At 72.7% G+C, this 16,959-nt stretch carries 14 protein-coding genes; 7 read left to right on the top strand and 7 right to left on the bottom strand.

From position 1 onward, the window contains the following. The first annotated feature begins 43 nt into the window (after positions 1–43). Positions 44–982 (top strand): formyltetrahydrofolate deformylase, encoded by a 939-nt coding sequence (gene purU, locus ACSMXX_RS18580; RefSeq protein ID WP_473179820.1) that lies wholly within the window; start codon positions 44–46, stop codon positions 980–982. Positions 983–1,016: 34 nt separating this feature from the next. On the opposite strand, the gene ACSMXX_RS18585 is transcribed toward purU, so the two are convergent. Both ACSMXX_RS18585 and ACSMXX_RS18590 read right to left on the bottom strand, forming a co-directional pair. Continuing rightward, a complete protein-coding gene (locus tag ACSMXX_RS18585) occupies positions 1,017–2,588 on the bottom strand; it encodes a zf-HC2 domain-containing protein (RefSeq protein WP_473179821.1) in 1,572 nt (523 codons plus the stop codon). Next, positions 2,585–3,169 carry a sigma-70 family RNA polymerase sigma factor gene (locus ACSMXX_RS18590; protein ID WP_473179822.1) on the bottom strand — a complete coding sequence of 195 codons (585 nt, stop codon included), beginning with the start codon at positions 3,167–3,169 and terminating at the stop codon, positions 2,585–2,587. The genes ACSMXX_RS18585 and ACSMXX_RS18590 overlap by 4 nt, the downstream gene beginning before the upstream one ends. A gap of 464 nt (positions 3,170–3,633) precedes the next feature. Between ACSMXX_RS18590 and ACSMXX_RS18595 the strand changes: the two genes are divergently transcribed. After that, complete coding sequence (locus ACSMXX_RS18595; RefSeq protein ID WP_473179823.1) at positions 3,634–4,011, top strand: STAS domain-containing protein; 378 nt, start codon at positions 3,634–3,636, stop codon at positions 4,009–4,011. A gap of 432 nt (positions 4,012–4,443) precedes the next feature. Further along, positions 4,444–4,947 carry an ATP-binding protein gene (locus ACSMXX_RS18600; RefSeq protein ID WP_473179824.1) on the top strand — a complete coding sequence of 168 codons (504 nt, stop codon included), beginning with the start codon at positions 4,444–4,446 and terminating at the stop codon, positions 4,945–4,947. Positions 4,948–5,020: 73 nt separating this feature from the next. On the opposite strand, the gene ACSMXX_RS18605 is transcribed toward ACSMXX_RS18600, so the two are convergent. Beyond that, the gene (locus ACSMXX_RS18605) at positions 5,021–6,148 is read right to left on the bottom strand and encodes a GlxA family transcriptional regulator (protein ID WP_473179825.1); all 1,128 of its coding nucleotides are present in this window, start codon (positions 6,146–6,148) and stop codon (positions 5,021–5,023) included. Positions 6,149–6,303: 155 nt separating this feature from the next. Between ACSMXX_RS18605 and ACSMXX_RS18610 the strand changes: the two genes are divergently transcribed. Further along, entirely contained in the window at positions 6,304–7,641 is a 1,338-nt protein-coding gene (locus ACSMXX_RS18610) for an MFS transporter (protein ID WP_473184848.1), read from the top strand. Positions 7,642–7,832: 191 nt separating this feature from the next. Here the strand turns inward: ACSMXX_RS18610 and ACSMXX_RS18615 are convergent, their stop codons facing one another. Continuing rightward, positions 7,833–8,873, bottom strand: a complete 1,041-nt coding sequence (locus ACSMXX_RS18615) for a GlxA family transcriptional regulator (protein WP_473179826.1) — start codon at positions 8,871–8,873, stop codon at positions 7,833–7,835. Positions 8,874–8,944: 71 nt separating this feature from the next. Here ACSMXX_RS18615 and ACSMXX_RS18620 point away from each other — a divergent pair, with 71 nt between their 5' ends. Next, on the top strand, positions 8,945–9,796 hold the full coding sequence (locus ACSMXX_RS18620) for an NAD(P)H-dependent oxidoreductase (protein ID WP_473179827.1): 852 nt from the start codon (positions 8,945–8,947) through the stop codon (positions 9,794–9,796). A gap of 230 nt (positions 9,797–10,026) precedes the next feature. On the opposite strand, the gene ACSMXX_RS18625 is transcribed toward ACSMXX_RS18620, so the two are convergent. Both ACSMXX_RS18625 and ACSMXX_RS18630 read right to left on the bottom strand, forming a co-directional pair. Further along, entirely contained in the window at positions 10,027–11,163 is a 1,137-nt protein-coding gene (locus ACSMXX_RS18625; RefSeq protein ID WP_473184849.1) for a flavin-containing monooxygenase, read from the bottom strand. 209 nt (positions 11,164–11,372) lie between these two features. Then, positions 11,373–12,020, bottom strand: coding sequence for a TetR/AcrR family transcriptional regulator (locus tag ACSMXX_RS18630; RefSeq protein WP_473179828.1), 648 nt, complete (start codon positions 12,018–12,020; stop codon positions 11,373–11,375). Between the two features lie 738 nt (positions 12,021–12,758). Here ACSMXX_RS18630 and afsK point away from each other — a divergent pair. Together afsK and ACSMXX_RS18640 are read left to right on the top strand one after the other, a co-directional pair. Then, positions 12,759–15,413: a protein serine/threonine kinase AfsK gene (afsK, locus tag ACSMXX_RS18635; RefSeq protein ID WP_473179829.1), complete on the top strand. Its 2,655-nt coding sequence runs from the start codon at positions 12,759–12,761 to the stop codon at positions 15,411–15,413. 61 nt (positions 15,414–15,474) lie between these two features. Next, entirely contained in the window at positions 15,475–15,870 is a 396-nt protein-coding gene (locus tag ACSMXX_RS18640) for a VOC family protein (RefSeq protein WP_473179830.1), read from the top strand. A 28-nt stretch (positions 15,871–15,898) separates the two neighbouring features. Here the strand turns inward: ACSMXX_RS18640 and ACSMXX_RS18645 are convergent, their stop codons facing one another. Next, a complete protein-coding gene (locus tag ACSMXX_RS18645; protein ID WP_473179831.1) occupies positions 15,899–16,846 on the bottom strand; it encodes a hypothetical protein in 948 nt (315 codons plus the stop codon). Between the last annotated feature and the right edge of the window lie 113 nt (positions 16,847–16,959).

Here is a 16,959-nt window from a genome sequence, read left to right on the forward strand (position 1 = left end):
ACGCCGGTCGGGAGGGCCCTTCCGGCTGTGCAAGGCTTGGCCCATGAGCCAGCCGCACGCTGATGCCGGGACCACCGCCGGAAACACCGCACCGCACCACACGTCCTCCCGCCCCGGCCGAGACCGCGAGGAGTACCTCCTCACGCTCTCCTGCCCGGACAAACAGGGCATCGTGCACGCCGTGTCGAGCTATCTCTTCATGACGGGCTGCAACATCGAGGACAGCCAGCAGTTCGGGGACCACGACACGGGCCTGTTCTTCATGCGCGTCCACTTCTCCGCGGACCCCGGCGTGACGGTGGACAAGCTGCGCGCGAGTTTCTCGGCGATCGGCGACTCCTTCCAGATGGACTGGCAGATGCATCCGGCCGAGGAGCGCATGCGCGTCGTCCTGATGGTCAGCCGCTTCGGGCACTGCCTCAACGACCTGCTCTTCCGCTCCCGCAGCGGTGCCCTTCCGGTCGACATCGCCGCCGTGGTCTCCAACCACACCGACTTCGAAGGGCTGGCCGGCTCCTACGGCGTCCCCTTCCACCACATCCCGGTGACGAAGGGGAGCGAGGAGAGCAAGCAGGAGAGCGAGGCGAGGCTGCTGCGCCTGATCGAGGAGGAGAACGTCGAACTCGTCGTGCTGGCCCGCTACATGCAGGTCCTCTCCGACAACCTGTGCAAGCAGCTCCCCGGCCGGATCATCAACATCCATCACTCGTTCCTGCCGAGCTTCAAGGGCGCACGGCCCTACCACCAGGCGCACGCGCGGGGCGTCAAGCTGATCGGCGCCACGGCGCACTATGTGACCGCGGAGCTCGACGAGGGGCCGATCATCGAGCAGGAGGTCGAGCGGGTGGGCCACGAGGCGTCGCCGGAGCAGCTCGTCGCCGTGGGGCGTGACGTCGAATGCCAGGCCCTCGCGCGGGCGGTCAAGTGGCACAGCGAGCACCGGGTGCTGCTGAACGGACACCGTACGGTCGTCTTCGCCTGACGGCCGGGCAGCCGCCTGTCGCGCCGCGAGGCGGCTACATCCGGGAGAGCGAGGCCGCCGCGAACAGGACGTCCCGTACGGCCTCCGGGTCGCCGTCCTGGCCCGCCGCAGTCTCCAGCGGCGCCACATGACCGGCCACGAGCTGGCAGAACTCGTAACGGTCCAGGGCCACATGAGCCACCGCGTCGTCCGGGCGCACGGACGCCGCGGGCGAGTCCAGCGGGATGTACCAGTCGCCCCCGCCGTCGCCCTCCACCTCCAGATGCAGCGCGCGGCCCGGGGCTCCCGCGGTCGTCAGCCGCTGCGGTGCTCCTGCCAGGCCCGTACGGCGGCGCCAGGCGATCGTCCCGGGCAGCAGCCGGGCCGCGAGGTCGACCATGTCGTGCATGTGCTTGCCCTGCGGTGCGGCGTACGGATAGTGGATGGCGTCCGCGATGTCCTCGGCGTGCATCCAGCACTCGAAGGCCCGGTCGAGGAGGGCGTCACGGACGGGGAGGGTGAAGTCGCCGTAGAGGACGTCGAGTTCGGCGGCGCCGCTGCCGGCGAACGACGCCGTACGCACCATGGCGTGACCCTGCTCCCGCCACGGCCCGCGGGCGTTCGGCGTGCGGAGCACGTCGCAGTCGGCGCGCCAGAACTCCTCGGTGCGCAGCGCGGGACCGGACGGTCCGCCGCCCTGCGTGGCGCTCTCGGCGCGGGTGGCGTCCAGCGGGTCGGGCAGTCCCAGCGCGGTGGCCACCAGGCCGTCGACGGCGAGCAGATGAGCGATGACGCCGGCGACCGTCGTCTCACGCTCCGCGCGCTGCCGCCCGTCGAACCAGCGCAGCAGAACGGGCGCGAACCACTCCGCGTCCGCCATGTCCCGCAGCAGGGCGTCGAGACGGGAGGCCTCCGCGTCGTAGGGGGCGGCCCACTCGGGCACCGGAACGCGCGGCGCGCGCCGCACCATGCAGCCCTCCAGCACCTGTGAGCGCAGCATCGGGTCCAGATCCAGGCTGTCCTCCGGGTGCAGCAGCCCGACGGCGTCGCGCAGCCGCAACGCCTCCTCGGCGCACGCGCCGCAGTCGCTCAGATGCCCTTCGACGGCGGCCGTCTCCTCGGCGGAGCAGGCGGCGAGCGCCCACGCTCCGAGCAGGGACTTCAGCACCCGGTGGTCGAGATGCCCGGCCGACTGGCCTTCGGGCAGGGGCTGTTCACCGGCCGCGGCGTGCTCTCCGGGCGCGGCCTGCTCCTCGGGAAGCGAGTGTCCGCCGGGCGGGGTCTGTCCGGGCGGTACGGTCTGTCCGGGTTGTACGGGCGGCGCCGGGGCCCGTCCCGGTTGCTGTGCAGGGCGTTCGTGGCGCTCGAACTGCCATGGCAGATCCGCGACTTCGGGTGCGTCCTGTGCATCGGCCGCGTCCCGTCGCGGTTCCGCCTCCTCCGGCGGCTCGTACCGCCCGAACGGCGAGTCCTCCGCGGGGCTCCGCGGTGGAGGTATGCGGTGCGCCCCTCCTTGGGCGCCGCCGCCCTCGCCGTCCCCCGTATCTCCTTTGCCGCTGCCGCCCTTGCCGCCGCCCCCGGTGCCGCCGCCGGATCCGCCGGGGAAATCTTCGTACGGGCCGTTCACCGCGGACGCCTTCGGTCGCCCGAGTGTGCCGGCATCGGGTGGCTCGCCGCCGAGGACAGCAGCTGCAGGCCGAGCCGCAGCCGGCGCCGGGCCTCGTCCTCCGTGACGTCCAACTGCCGGGCCGCCTGGCGGTAGTCGCGGCGCTGGAAGTACGTCAGTTCAAGGGCGGCGCGCAGGGAAGAGGGCATGGACGTGACGATGTAGTCCGCACGTGCCGCCGTCGACGCGGCGCGGACCTTCTCCTCGATCTGCTCACGCCGCTCCGGGGAGTCCGGCGACTGCGGCCCTTGTCCGCTGTGCTGTCTGCGCAGCCATCCGGCCGCGATCTCCTGTGTGACTCCCGCTATCCAGGAGCGCATCGGGCCCTTCTTCGGGTCATAGGCGTGCGGGTTCTCCCAGATGTAACCGAACACGTCGCGCGTGGCGCGGTCGGCAGCCGGCTCGTCGTCGAGCACACGGTGGGACAGGCTGTGCACGAGCGAAGCGAAACGGTCGTACAACTCGCCCAGCGCTGCGGCTTCTCCACGTGCGAGACGCTGCTGCATCTTCCGGTCCCAGCGCGGTGGTGTCTCGTTCGCCATGGTGACTCCCAGCCGAATCCGTGCCTCCCCCAGAGCCTTCGGCCTGGGTGGGGGTCCCCCTGGGGGCACCTCCCCGCGAAGCGAGGGGGAGGAGCGAGGGGGTAGTGCCCATTGCCGTGCCCGCCGTGATCCTCTCGCAAGCCGGCACCTCGAATGTAGTGCGAGGGGCTGACAACACACGCCCCTTTGCGGCAATGTGCCTCCAGTGCTGATCGCTGATGGTGTCGATCCCGTCACGTTGCGGCATTGCTCAGGAAGTGTCGGCCCGTGATCACACCCGAAATTGCCAGGAGGTCATGCGGGTATGACTGCGACGATACCGGGGGAGGACGGCTTTCAAGCGCATAGGCTCAGGTGACTGGCTCGTTTTGACCGTGGGGGGCCGGGCAGCCGAACAGGGAAGGGACCATTCCGTTAGGCGCAGGGCCCAGGCAGGCGTAGTCGAGCGAAGGGGATACGAGGACGTGTCGTTGAAGGTGTTGGAGGAGGAACGGGGGGAGTGGGCCGTTCTCCGGGTCTCCGGAGAGATGGATCTGGTCACCTCGCCCGCCGTGCGGCAGCACGTACACGACGCGGTTGCCGACGGACGGCGCAGTCTCGTTCTCGATCTTTCGGAAGTGCTCTTCTGTGACTCCAGCGGTGTGGGTGTTCTGATCGCTTCGAGACGGCTGATGCGTTCCTGTGCCGGGCAGTTGCGGCTGATTCTCCCCGCGCAGGGCGCCGAGGACGGATCACATGTGAACCGCGTGCTGGCCGCGCTCGGCGTGCGCCGCCTCTTCGACTGCTATCCGGATCTGCCCGCCGCCACCCGGCAGGCGGCCGCCGGTCCGCTCTCGGCCTGACTCTCCTGGTCCACCGCACCGGGGCCCTTCAGCGGGACTGAACCCTTCAACCCGGCGGACGCTCTGCCGCATCAGCCCTCGCCGTCCGGGCGTCCTGTCGTCGTTGCGCCAACTCGGCCCGCGATAGCGTCCGTTGCCCGACGCCCGATGAAGCCCATGCGCTCCGTACCCCGAGCCCCGTGCACTCTCCGGTGCTCATGCCGTCCGCCGCGCGCCTCCCGCCGTCCCCGCCGGTGCGTGCGCGGCCCGTGTCGGCGCCCTTCCAAGCAGTGTCGCGCAGTATGCCGTACGGCTGGTCCTTTGCGCTGGAATATGCCTGAAGCGCTTGTTGCCCCAACTATGCGTCAATCATGCTGTTCTCCGACGGGGTCACGGTCCGTGACCTCACGAGGACGCGAGGCGATGTGCTTGCCAGTTCGGACGGTGTGAGCAGTGCGGGTGCTTCAGGTGCAGTTGGAGATCGGGGCGGACCCGGCGGAGGTGGGGCGCGCACGCAGATGGGCCAGGTCGAGGTTGGCCGGCTGGGGTGTCGGCGGTGACGAGGCGCTGGCGGAGACGCTGCTCCTGCTGGTCTCGGAGCTGGTGACCAACGCCGTTGTGCATGCGGGCACTCCGTCGGTGCTCCGCCTGCTGCTGCCCGGACGCCACGCGCCGGGAGCCGTCCGCGTGGAGGTGGCCGACATGAGCACATGCCCGCCCCGGCAGCGTCACACCGACGGCGACGACACCAACGGCCGTGGCCTGGAGCTGGTTTCGGGTCTCGCCGACCGCTGGGGCTGGCAGCTTGATGGACTCGGCAAGCGCATCTGGTGCGAACTGGACAGGTCCGGGCCCGGCAAGGGATGCCAGGGTTCGCTGTCAGCGCTTTCCGGCCTGCCCGCCCGGCAGTTGACGGCAGGCGCGGTGGGCGGCCCGGACGGCGTCTTACCCGGATAGGCGCGCATCCTGCCCGAGTAAGCGCGCGCCGCACGGCACGGGGCGGCTTCGGGTGTGTCCGTACGGCCGGGGCTCAGGCGGCGGCGTCCCCGGCGCGGTCGCCCGCCCGGTCGGCGTTGCCGCCGCTTCCGTCGCCGCCGTCGAGGGCGTCGCCACGGATGCGGAAGGTGCGCCGGTACGCGCTGGGTGAGATCCCCAACGCGGCCTGGAAGTGCAGCCTCAGCGACGACGCCGAGCCGAAGCCCGCGTCCCGCGCGACCTTCTCGACGGCCAGGCCGCTGCTCTCCAGCAGATGCCGTGCCCGTTCGACGCGCTGCCGCGTGAGCCACACCTGCGGGCTCATCCCCACCTCCTCGCGGAACCGCCGCGTGAACGTCCGTACGCTCATGGCTTCCTGCTCCGCCAGCTCACGCAGACCGAGCGGCCGCTCCAGGTGCCGCAGCGCCCAGTCGCGGGCGGTGCCCGTCGTGTGGACACCGGGCTGCGGCACGGGCCGCTCGATGAACTGGGCCTGGCCGCCGTCCCGGTGGGGCGGTACGACGGTGCGCCGCGCGACGGAGTTGGCGACCTCCGCGCCGAAGTCCTCACGCACCATGTGCAGACACAGATCGATTCCGGACGCGACGCCCGCCGAGGTCAGCACGTGCCCGTCGGCGACGTAGAGCACGTCCGGGTCGACGTCGACGTCCGGGTGGAGGTGCTGCAGGCGCTCGCAGGAGGACCAGTGAGTCGTCGCGCGTCTGCCGTCCAGCAGTCCGGCCGCGGCCAGCACGAAGGCTCCCGTGCAGATCGAAGCGATGCGCGTGCCGGGCCGGATCAGGGCCAGGGCGCCGGCGAGGGGCGGTTCCAGACGGCCGCTGGCGTACGCCTCGTCCAGCTCGTGCGACGCGGGCACGATCACGGTGTCCGCCTCGGCCAGCGCCTCGGGGCCGTGCTGGACGGCGACGGTGAAGTCCGCGTCCGTACGGACGGAGCCTGGCGTCACCGCGCACGTGACGACCTCGTACAGCGGCTCGCCGTGCTCGTCCCAGGAGCGGCCGAACACGCGGTGGGGGATGCCGAGTTCGATGGGCAGCAGGCCGTGCCGTACGAGCACGGCCACCCGGTGACGCCCGGGGTGGCGGAAGGCGCTCGCGGTCGCGGGGGCCGCATTCGTGGCACTCGCGGTCGTGGCACTCGCAGTGAAGGCGCTCGCATCCATGGCCCGATCCTCGCACAACATGGCCTCCGGGCCACTCGTGCGTCGGACGGGCCCCGGCGGAGTCTGTTTCCGTGACCGAACGCGCGACCGACCCCCTGAGCGACCCCGTGAGCGAGCCCGTGCACAAGCACGAGACCGAGCCCTTGAAGGAGTCCCTGACCACAGCCAAAGCCGCAGCCGGATCCGGACCCGGATCCGGACCCGCGACCCCACCGCCCAGGCGCCGTCCACCGCGAGTGCACCGCGCCTGGTGGGTGGCCGCGGTGTCGTTCGTCGCGCTCGTCGGCGCGGCCGGATTCCGGGCCACGCCCAGCGTGTTCATCGATCCTCTGCATGCGGAGTTCGGCTGGTCACACAGCACCATCTCCGCCGCCGTCTCCGTCAACGTCCTGCTCTACGGGCTCACTTCACCCTTCTCAGCGGCGCTGATGGAGCGCTACGGCATCCGTCGCATCGTCTCCGGCGCGCTGCTGCTGATCGCCGCCGGAAGCGGGCTGACCGTCTTCATGGACGCCACCTGGCAGCTCATCCTGTGCTGGGGCTTCCTCGTCGGCCTCGGCACCGGCTCCATGGCGCTGGCCTTCGCGGCGACGGTCGCGAACAGCTGGTTCATCGAGCGCCGCGGCCTGGTCAGCGGCATCCTCACGGCCGGCGGCGCCGCCGGGCAGCTGATCTTCCTGCCGCTGGTTGCGCTGTTGGTCGAAGGCCCGGGCTGGCGTACGGCGTCGCTGACCGTGGCGCTCGCCGCGCTCGCGGTGGTGCCGCTGGTGCTGCTCGTGCTGCGGGACCGGCCGGAGGACGCGGGGCTGCTCCCGTACGGAGCGGGCCCCGGCTATGTCACCCCGCCGCCCGCGCCTCCGGGAGCCGCGAAGCGTGCGCTGCGGACCCTGTACGACGCGGCCCGCACCAAGGTCTTCTGGCTGCTCGCCGGCACCTTCGCGGTGTGCGGAGCCTCGACGAACGGGCTGGTCGGCGTGCACTTCGTGCCCGCGGCGCACGACCACGGCATGCCCGTGCCCGCCGCCGCCTCGCTGCTCGCAGTCATCGGCGTCTTCGACCTGGTGGGGACGGTCGCCTCCGGCTGGTTCACCGACCGCTTCGACGCGCGCCGGCTGCTGGCCGTCTACTACGCCCTGCGCGGCCTCTCGCTGCTCTTCCTGCCGATGCTCTTCGCGCAGAGCGTGCAGCCTTCGATGCTGTTCTTCATCGTCTTCTACGGGCTCGACTGGGTCGCCACCGTCCCGCCCACCATCGCCCTGTGCCGTACGCACTTCGGCGAGAACGGCGCGATCGTCTTCGGCTGGGTCCTCGCCTCGCACCAGGTCGGCGCCTCGGTCGTCGCCTTCCTGACGGGCCTGGCGCGGGACACCTTCGGCAGCTACGACGTGGCCTGGATCGCCTCCGGCGCGCTGTGCGGCACGGCGGCGCTGATGGCCCTGGTGATACGGGGACGGGGGCAGCCGGAGGCCGGGCGCGGGGCGGACACCCCCTAGGGGGTGTCCGGCGGATCCTCGCGGGCTCGCGATGCCCGGCACCGCACCTCGCTACGTTGTCGGGCTCGTCCGAATACGCCCAGTATGAGAACGACCCTCCGCCTTGCGATGCGTCCCCTGGGCCTGCGGCCCGGGGAGGCCCCATGCACCGGACACCGCTCGCTGACCCACGAAGATCCGCCGGACACCCCCTAGCCGTCCTGACCGCGGAAGGTGGCGCGGTAGGCGCGCGGCGAGACACCGAGCGCCGCCTGCATGTGCTGCCGCAGCGAGGCGCCCGTACCGAAGCCCGACCGTGCTGCGACGGAGTCCACGGGCAGGTCCGTCTCCTCCAGCAACTGCCGGGCCAGCTCGACGCGTTGCCGCGTCAGCCACTGGACGGGCGTGAGCCCGGCCTCCTCGCGGAAGCGCCGCGTGAACGTCCGTACGCTCATGGACTCGCACTCCGCCAGTTCGCGCAGCGACAGGGGACGGTGGAGACGGCGCAGCGCCCAGGCGCGCGCGGCGCCCGTGGAGGAGCGCACCGAGGGCTCCGCGACCGGCCGCGGTATGAACTGGGCCTGGCCGCCCTCCCGGTGCGGTGGCACGACGGTGGTGCGCGCGACGTCGGCCGCCACGGCGGCACCGTGGTCGCTGCGGATCATGTGCAGGCACAGGTCGATGCCTGCGGCCTCGCCGGCCGCCGTGAGCAGGTCGCCCTCGTGCGTGTAGAGCACGTCCGGGTCGAGATCGACCCGTGGGAAGAGACGGCGGAAGTCCTCGGCCGACTTCCAGTGCGTCGTCGCCCGCCTGCCGTCCAGCCAGCCGGCCGCGGCCAGCACGAACGCGCCCGTGCAGATCGAGGCGATGCGCGTGCCGGGGCGGTGGATGCGTCCGAGGGCACGGGCGAGCGGGGCGCCGAGGCGTCCCGTGGCCTCCGGGCCGTCCTCCTCATGGGTGGCCGGGAAGATCACCGTCTCCGCCCGGTCCAGGGTCTCCGGGCCGTGCGCGACGTGAATGGTGAAGTCGGCGTTCGTACGGACCGGACCGGGCGTGAGAGCGCAGGTGACCACCTCGTAGAGGGCAGGGCCGCTGCCCGGGCTCCTCGCGGCGCCGAACATCTGGTGCACCAGCCCCAGTTCGAGCGGCATGACACCCGGGCGCACCAGTACGGCTACGCGGTGACGCCCGTCGCCGTGGAACGGTCCGGCGGCGTCCGGCGCGGACGGGGAAGGACTCACTGCGGCGGTCATGGCCAGATTCTTTCACATGCTGTCCATCCGGCCACTCGTACGGGAACGGCAGGCGCCGCAGCATCGGAGCCATGAAGGTTCTCTGGATTTTCGCCCACCCCGAACAGCGCTCCCTCAGCGCCTCGCTCATGCGCGAGGGCCTGCGCGAGCTGTCCGCCGCCGGCCACGAGACGCGGGTCTCCGACCTGTACGCCATGGGCTGGAAGGCGGTCCTGGACGCCGGCGACGTACGTCCGCCGGCGGCCCCGGGCACGCACTCCGACCGGCTGACCGTCGGCGCGGAGCAGGAGCGCGCGTACACCGCGGACGAGCAGAGCGAGGACATCCGCGAGGAACAGCGCAAGATCGCCTGGGCCGACACCCTCGTCTTCCACTTCCCGATGTGGTGGTTCGGGCCGCCGGCGATCATGAAGGGCTGGTTCGACCGCGTACTCGTACAGGGCTTCGCGTTCGGGCTGAAGGGCGCCGACGGCCGCACCCTGCGCTACGGCGAGGGCGGCCTGGCCGGCCGGCGCGCGCTGGTGATCACCTCGGTCGGTGCCCGGGAGTCGGGCTTCGCTCCCCGCGGCATCCACGGGTACGTCAACGACGTGCTGTGGCCGCTGTTGCACGGCACCTTCTGGTACACGGGCATGGAGCCCCACCGCCCCTTCGTGGTGTACGGCGCGGACCGCCTCACCGACGCGGAACACCGGGCGTACGTGCGGGCCCTGCGCGAGCGGCTGCGCGGCCTGCCGGACGCCGGGCCGCTGGCCTTCCGCAGCGAGAACGGGGGCGACTACGACGGGACCCTGACGCTACGGGCGTGGATCGAACCCGGGGCCACCGGCCCGGCCGTCCACGAGATGCGCGACGGAACGGACGCGAGCGGTTCCGCTTTCGCGGCGGAGCCCGCGCCGCGATCCGCGAGGGCGGCCTGCTAGTGGGTGTCCGGCGGATCAAGACGCACGTGTCGGTCTCGTCGGTCGGCCGTTCGGCCGGACCCTGTCCGACGTGGCTGATCGCCGCGACGGCGGCAGGGACTCCGCCGCGACGGCGGGCCACCCCGGTGATCGACCCCGGCGGTGCCGACGGCAGCAACTTGGTCGCGGCTTGATCCTCCCCCTGGATGCTCCCCTGGACGCGGGGGCTCCAGGCCACGGCTTGAGACCGGTCAGGCCGCGGCCCGGTTCACCGCCTTCGCGATTCGGCGCGCGTCCAGCGACAGCTCCCGCAGCATCCCGCTGAGCGGATTCGTATAGCCGATGAAGTACAGCCCGGGGGCCTGCGGGTGGGTGCGGCGGCCGTGCACCAGCGGGCGTCCGGCGTCGTCGAGCACACCGAGGCCGCCGACCAGGTCCTCCAGCCCACGCCGGAAGCCCGTCGCGGCTATGACGGCGTCGGGGGCGACGGACGTGCCGTCGGCGAGCTGGATCTTCGCACCGTCGAAGGACTCCACGGCCGCGACGGGCTCCACGCGTCCCTTGCGTACGGCGGAGATCAGCCCCACGTCCTGCACGGGGATCGCACCCTGGCAGGCCCGCGTGTACAGCCCGGTGTCGGGGCGCGGGAGCCCCCGGGCAGACAGGTCCGGGACGGCGACCTTCGCCATGCGCGCGGCCAGGGCGTCCACGAGCCGCGTCGGCAGGCGGCGGCAGAGGATGCCGTTGGCCTGAGCGGGCCAGCCCAGGGTGGAGCGCCGGACGATGTGCGGGACGGTGCGCACGGCGAGCCGCACCCGTGCGGCCCCGCCCTGAGCGAGATCCGCGGCTATCTCCGCCCCCGTGTTGCCGGCGCCGACGACGAGCACGTCCTTGCCCGCGTACGGTTCCGGGTTGCGGTAGCGCGAGGCGTGCAGCAGTTCGCCCGCGTAGTTCTCCCGGCCGGGCCAGGACGGCAGCTCCGCGGTGTGGTTGTAGCCCGTCGCGACGACGGCGACCGGCGTGGTCAGCCGGCGCCCGCCGTTGGCGTGCAGCACCCAGTCGTCGCCGTCGCGTGCGACCGAGTCGACCTCGACGCCGGTGGCCACCTCGATGCCGTGGTGCTCGGCGTAGCTCTCCAGATACCGGACGAAGTCGTCGCGCGCGACCCAGCGTCCGTACGAGCGGGGTATCGGCAGCCCCGGCAGCGCCGACCAGCGGCGCGTGGTGTGCAGCCGCAGCCGGTCGTAGTGGGCGCGCCAGGAGGCGGCGACCGACGGGGACTTCTCCAGTACGACGGTGCTGATGCCGAGTTCGTGGAGTGCCGCGGCCGTGGCCAGCCCGCCGGGACCGGCGCCGATGATGTGAACGGGAACTCCGTCGTCGGTCATGGGCATGACCGAGAGTTTAGTGCTGGTGGCGTGGTGTTCCCGTCACGGAAGAGTCACGGGAAGAGCACGTGGAGGCGGCCGCCGGCCGGGGCGTGCGCGGTTGCCGGAGAGCGCGGGACGCACGTGGAGACCCCGGAGGCCGCGGCGCCGGCAGGGGGATTTCGGCGAGGTGGGGGAGAAACGTTTTTCGAAGTGCTCGGGGAAACGGTTCATCTTGTGGGCTTGCGGCCGGTCACACCGAGGTGGACCAGCAGAGCCAGATTCGGCTTCAGTTCCGCCTGCTTGACGCCCCAGGTCTGGAAGCCCTTCTGATGGCTCGCCACGGAGGCGAGCATCATCACGAGCGCGCCGGCCGTGGCCGCCGGATTGACGTCCTTGTCGACCCGGCCCTTGGCCTGGAGGTCCTTGATGGAGTCCGTCAGCGGCTGGTTGACGGAGTTCAGGACCTTCATGCGGATCTTGTAGAACCGCTTGTCGCCCTCGGCCGCGCCCAGGTCGACGACCCGCAGGATGGCGTCGTTCTTGCGCCAGAAGGAGAGGAACCCGTCCACGAGCTCCTCGGCGGTGCGCCAGCCGGACTTGCCCGCCCAGGAACGGTCGGCCACCAGATCGCTGAGCGCGGCGCCGTCCTTCGCCATGGACTCGGCCAGTTCGAGGACGGCGCCCTCGACGTCCGGGAAGTACTGGTAGAAGGTCGCCGGGGACGTGCCCGCCCGCCGTGCGACATCAATGACCTTGACATCGCGATACGGCGACGAGCTGAGCATCTCGCCGAGGCAGTCGAGCAGCTTCTGCCGCGTCGCCTGCCCGCGGCGCCCCGCTACTCGCCCGTCGACGGTTCGAACTTGTCCTGTCATGCCGTCAGCTTATCGACGGGGAACGGGCGCGCGATTCGGCCGCATGCAAATGGGGTGGCACCGGCCGGATCCGGGGTGGGTCCGGACGCGCCCGGCGGGGCAGACGTAGAGGACGGCCGGATGCACGGGCAGATGCGCCGGCGGCGGGGCAAGGCCGGGGGACGGCGGAGCGAGGCGAGGGGAGGGGAGAACACTGCGCGTTCGAATCATCGGCCTGCACGGGCTCCCGAACGCGGCTAGCGTGCCGTACGGACGGATCCGTCCGCACACGCCGGGGGGCGAAGCAGGTGCACAGGCGGTCGCGGAGCCCGCGGCCCGTGCAGCGGTACGGGCAGCGGGAAGGGCAGCGGCATCGGCTGCGGCACCGGAAGCGGCGAAGCAGGGGAGGCAGACCGGGCATGGCCGTACGGGCAGAGACACCCGCCGGTGGCGAACCGCGGCGGCCCTGCCGGGGCGCGCCGGTGACCTGCGGGCCCCCCGCAGTGGGTACGGCGTGAGGGGCGGGCAGGAGTGCGGCGCACGCCGGGCACGCCCCGCACCGGCGTGCGGGGAGACCAGGAAGACTGGAATGTGGCCTCGCGCTTCGGTGTTTGGCCTGCGGAGACCCGAAGGGGCTGCCCCCGGGTTCGCAACCACCGCCATGGGCAGGAAGAATCAGCCTGTGGACCGCGTGTCCGGCAGGGCAGTGAGAAGCTGCACGGGGCGGAAATCGAGCCCCGACGGGGAGGTGGCAGGTAAGTGGTGGAGCAGCTGACGCAGCACGATCCGCGACGGATCGGCCAGTTCGAGGTGCTCGGCCGACTCGGCGCCGGCGGCATGGGGCTGGTCTATCTCGCGCGCTCGGCCTCCGGCCGCCGTGTGGCGATCAAGACCGTACGGACCGAGCTCGCCGAGGATCAGCTGTTCCGTGTGCGCTTCACGCGCGAGGTCGAGGCCGCGCGCGCCGTCAGCGGCTTCTACACCGCGGCCGTCGTGGACGCCGACCCGAGGGCGGCGGTGCCGTGGCTCGCGACGGCGTTCGTGCCCGCGCCCTCCCTCGAGGAAATAGTCAATGAGTGCGGGCCCCTGCCGGTGCAGGCCGTCCGCTGGCTCGCGGCGGGGGTCGCCGAGGCGCTCCAGTCCATCCACGGCGCGGGGCTGGTGCACCGCGACCTCAAGCCTTCCAACGTCCTGGTGGTCGAGGACGGGCCGCGCGTCATCGACTTCGGCATCGCCTCCGGTGTCTCGAACACGCGCCTGACGATGACGAACGTGGCCGTCGGCACGCCCGCGTACATGTCCCCTGAGCAGGCGCGGGATTCGCGCAGCGTCACGGGGGCGAGCGACATCTTCTCCCTCGCCTCGACGCTCGTCTTCGCCGCCACCGGGCATGCGCCCTTTCACGGCGCCAACCCCGTGGAGACGGTCTTCATGCTGCTCCGCGACGGGCCGGACCTGGAGGGGATGAACGAGGAGCTGCGCCCGCTCATCGACCCCTGTATGCGGATGGCCGCCGAGGAGCGCCCCAGCCCGGCCGACATCCAGGCACAGCTCGCCCCGCACCTCTTCTCCGCGGGCGGCGACGACAGCGGTACGGCCTCGGCGTGGCTGCCCGCCGGGGCGGTGGCCCTCATCGAGCGCAAGCGCGGCGCACGTCCCACGCCCAGACGGGCCGCGCACCGTCAGGACGGCCCGCCGGAGGGTCCCCCGGACGCGGCCCCGGACGGGGCTCCGGACGGGCCCGCCGCGCAGCCGGCGCCGTCTGCCGCTTCCGCGCCGCCCGCCGTCACGCAGGCACCGCCCGCGCACGCGGCCGGCGGCGGCCGCCGCGGCGGGCCCCGGCATGCCATCCCGGCCGGTCCCGGAGGGCCCTCGGCCGTGGGGTCGCTCGCCTCGCATCCCGCGCACGCGGCTCCGGGCGGCCAGTCCGCTCAGCCGGTGGCGCCGGCTCAGCCCGCCCACGGCGCCCCTTCGTCCGCGGACGTGGCCGACGGTGCTCCCGTACGGCTGCCCGGTTCGCAGGTGCCCATCGGGCCCGGGCCGCGGCGGTCCGACGACGTACGTGCGGAGGCGGCCGGTCCTGCCACGGGCTGGGTGCGTCCGCCGAACGGCGCGCAGCCGGCGCCCGCACCCGCGTCCGCGCCGGTGACCGGGCCCGGCGCAGCGGCGGTGTCCGCGGCCGGTGCCGGTGCGAGCGGTGAGGCGCCGCCGCCGCTCGCCGGGCCGGCCGGAGTGGTCTCCGCACCCGGCGCGACCGGTGAGTCCGGGGGCGCGCCGCAGCCGCAGCGCTGGCGTCCGTGGCGCTTCCGGATGTCGAACGACGTATGGGGCACGCCGGTCGTCGCCGACGATCTGCTCTACGTCACCTCCTTCGAGGTGCACGCGCTCGATGTCGCCAGCGGACGCCGCCAGTTCAGGACGCGCGAGGTGGCCTGGTCCATGGCCGTCGCGGGCGGACGCGTACACGCATCGGACGGTCCGAGCCTCTACGCGCTGGACGCCCGCGACGGCTCCGAGCTGTGGCGGCTGGCCACCGACGGCTGGGTGTTCTCGCTCCAGGCCGACCGCGGCACCGTCGTCACGGGCACGCGGGGCGGCGGCGTACAGGCGTGGGAGGCGGCGAACGGCGAGAAGTTGTGGGAACTCGGCGGTGCGCAGACCGAGTTCGAGACGCGCGAGGGCGGTCCCTCCGTACACGAGGGCACGGTCTACACGTGGGGCGAGGGCCGGCTGTTCGCGCTGGAGGCCCGCACGGGCGCCGAGCGCTGGTCGTACCCGGTCGGCGACGCGGGAGTCACAGGCGGCGTCCCGCTGCGGCTGACCCCGGCGGAGGACGGCGTGGTGTACGTGTGCGCCGGTGCGCGCGTGCATGCTCTGGACGGCGCGAGCGGCGCGGAGCGCTGGCGCTTCGACGCCCCCGCGGTCTTCCTCAGCGCGCCTGCCTTCGTGCACGGCCCGGCGGTCGCGGGCGGCGGCGTGTATCTGGCCGACCACCTCGGCACGGTCTACGCCCTCGACGCCGCGACCGGCCAGGACAGATGGCGGATCGCGACGGAGGCCCGGCACTCGACGGAGCCGGTCGTCGTCGCCGACGGACTCGTCCACCTGGGCAGCGGCGGCGCGCTCTACACGCTCGACGCGGTCAGCGGCGCACCGCGGTGGCGGTTCGCCGCCGGCGGTGACCTGGTGGGCGCACCGGTCGTCGCGGACGGACGGGTGCACTTCGGTTCTGCCGACCACTGCCTGTACACCGTCGACGCCGTGGGCGGTCAGCTCCGCTGGAAGCTGGCCACGGGCGGCGAGATCACCGGGTCGCCGGTGGCCGACCGCGGTGTCGTATACGCGTGCAGCAAGGACCGCTGTGTCTACGCGCTGGACGCCGCGAAGGGCACGGGGCAGGCTCGTCAGGTCTGAGCGGGCTCGTCGTCGGATGTGAGCTCGCCCGAGCTGGGACGACGGAGGACGAGGAGGCGCCGTGAGCGGCGGACCGCGTACAAGACCGCGTACAAGACTGTCGGGCATCGTGCTCGGCGCACCCGATCCGCGTGCGCTGGCCGGCTTCTACGCCCACCTGATGGGCTGGCGCCTGAAGTGGGACGAGCCGGACTGGGTGATGCTCGAAGCCCCGGACGGCGGGCCCGGGCTCTCGTTCCAGACCGAGTCGGAGCACGTCAGGCCCGTGTGGCCGGCGGGCCCCGGCGATCAGCAGATGATGATCCACCTGGACATCGAGGTCGACGATCTCGATGTCGCCTCGGCTCATGCCGTCGCCGGGGGAGCGGCCGTGGCGGAGTTCCAGCCGGAGGAGGGCGTACGGGTTCTGTTCGACCCGGCGGGGCATCCGTTCTGCCTGTTCCTGCCCGGTCACTGAGGCCGCGAGGCGGCGCCGGCGCACCCGGTCACTCGGATGTGCCGCCGCCGCGGTGGTCGGGGCGGCGCGGAATGCGCTGCGTGTTCCGGGGGCCGTGGCCGTCCTGCTCCGGACGCGTCTCCGCCTCCGTCTCCGGTCCGGCGGGCGGCGGAGGCTGCTGCTGCGGGCCCTGCGGCGGCTGGCCGCCCGGTACGCCCGGCTCGCCGGGCTCCGCGGGCTCCGCGGGCTGACCGGGCTGACCGGTCTGGTCCGGCTGACCGGTCCGGTCCTCAGGCGGGCCGACGGGCGACGACCTGGCCCCGGCGTCCCGGGGCGCCCACGGGTCCCACTCCTCCGGGGGCGTCGAGTCGTCGTAGTAGTAGGGGTGGTGGCTGCGCTCGTACGGTGGCCAGTCGTCCGCCTGGTAGGCCTCGTGCGGACCGTGCGTCGTCCCGAACGGGCCGTAGGGCTGGGGCATTTCGGAGAACTCCCGGTCCTCGGGCCCGGCGTCCGAGGCTACTGCGGCCGTGCCGTAGCCGTCGTCCACGCGGCCCCGGCCGCGGCCCTTGCGGCGCCGTCCGCGCGGACGGCGCCCCCGCATCACGAGCGCGGCCAGGAGGAGGAGCGCGCCGCCGCCGATCGCGTAGCCCACGCCGTCCCCGAGACCGCCGGCTCCGGCCGTGAGGGTTCCCGCGTCCTGCCCCTGCCGGACCATCCACAGGATCGTGAAGCCCAGTACGAGCAGACCCGTCAGCGCCAGGAGCAGACGGGAGCGCATGAGCACCGCGAGAAGGGTGAGCGCTGCGGCGCCGAGCATGGGCACGAACAGCCCTGTCCACAGGCTTGCCTGGGTTCCGGTGATTCCGGCGGACGAGAAGAGCTCGCGGACAAGGTAGTCGCGGCCGAGCCGTGCCCCGTACCACGCGCGGAAGGGGCTCCACGCGGCCGCGGCCGCGCCGATGAGCGCGAGCAGGGTGCCGAGCAGGTTCCGGACCATCGGGTTCGCCTCGCTTCCCGGCGCCGCGCGGTCGCTCCTTCCGGCGGGTGCTTCTCCCGTCGGGGAGCAGGCTGACGCCGCAGGGTGCGTCATCCCGTACGAAACGTTACGCC

The organism is Streptomyces sp. DSM 116795 (assembly GCF_055792905.1).

What these genes read in the sequence shown, in the direction of transcription:
- purU (WP_473179820.1), top strand. Translation starts at nt 44, where the DNA reads ATGAGCCAGCCGCACGCTGATGCCGGGACCACCGCCGGAAACACCGCA.
- ACSMXX_RS18590 (WP_473179822.1), bottom strand. Translation starts at nt 3,169, where the DNA reads ATGGCGAACGAGACACCACCGCGCTGGGACCGGAAGATGCAGCAGCGT.
- ACSMXX_RS18605 (WP_473179825.1), bottom strand. Translation starts at nt 6,148, where the DNA reads ATGGATGCGAGCGCCTTCACTGCGAGTGCCACGACCGCGAGTGCCACG.
- ACSMXX_RS18615 (WP_473179826.1), bottom strand. Translation starts at nt 8,873, where the DNA reads ATGACCGCCGCAGTGAGTCCTTCCCCGTCCGCGCCGGACGCCGCCGGA.
- ACSMXX_RS18620 (WP_473179827.1), top strand. Translation starts at nt 8,945, where the DNA reads ATGAAGGTTCTCTGGATTTTCGCCCACCCCGAACAGCGCTCCCTCAGC.
- ACSMXX_RS18625 (WP_473184849.1), bottom strand. Translation starts at nt 11,163, where the DNA reads ATGACCGACGACGGAGTTCCCGTTCACATCATCGGCGCCGGTCCCGGC.
- ACSMXX_RS18630 (WP_473179828.1), bottom strand. Translation starts at nt 12,020, where the DNA reads ATGACAGGACAAGTTCGAACCGTCGACGGGCGAGTAGCGGGGCGCCGC.
- ACSMXX_RS18645 (WP_473179831.1), bottom strand. Translation starts at nt 16,846, where the DNA reads ATGGTCCGGAACCTGCTCGGCACCCTGCTCGCGCTCATCGGCGCGGCC.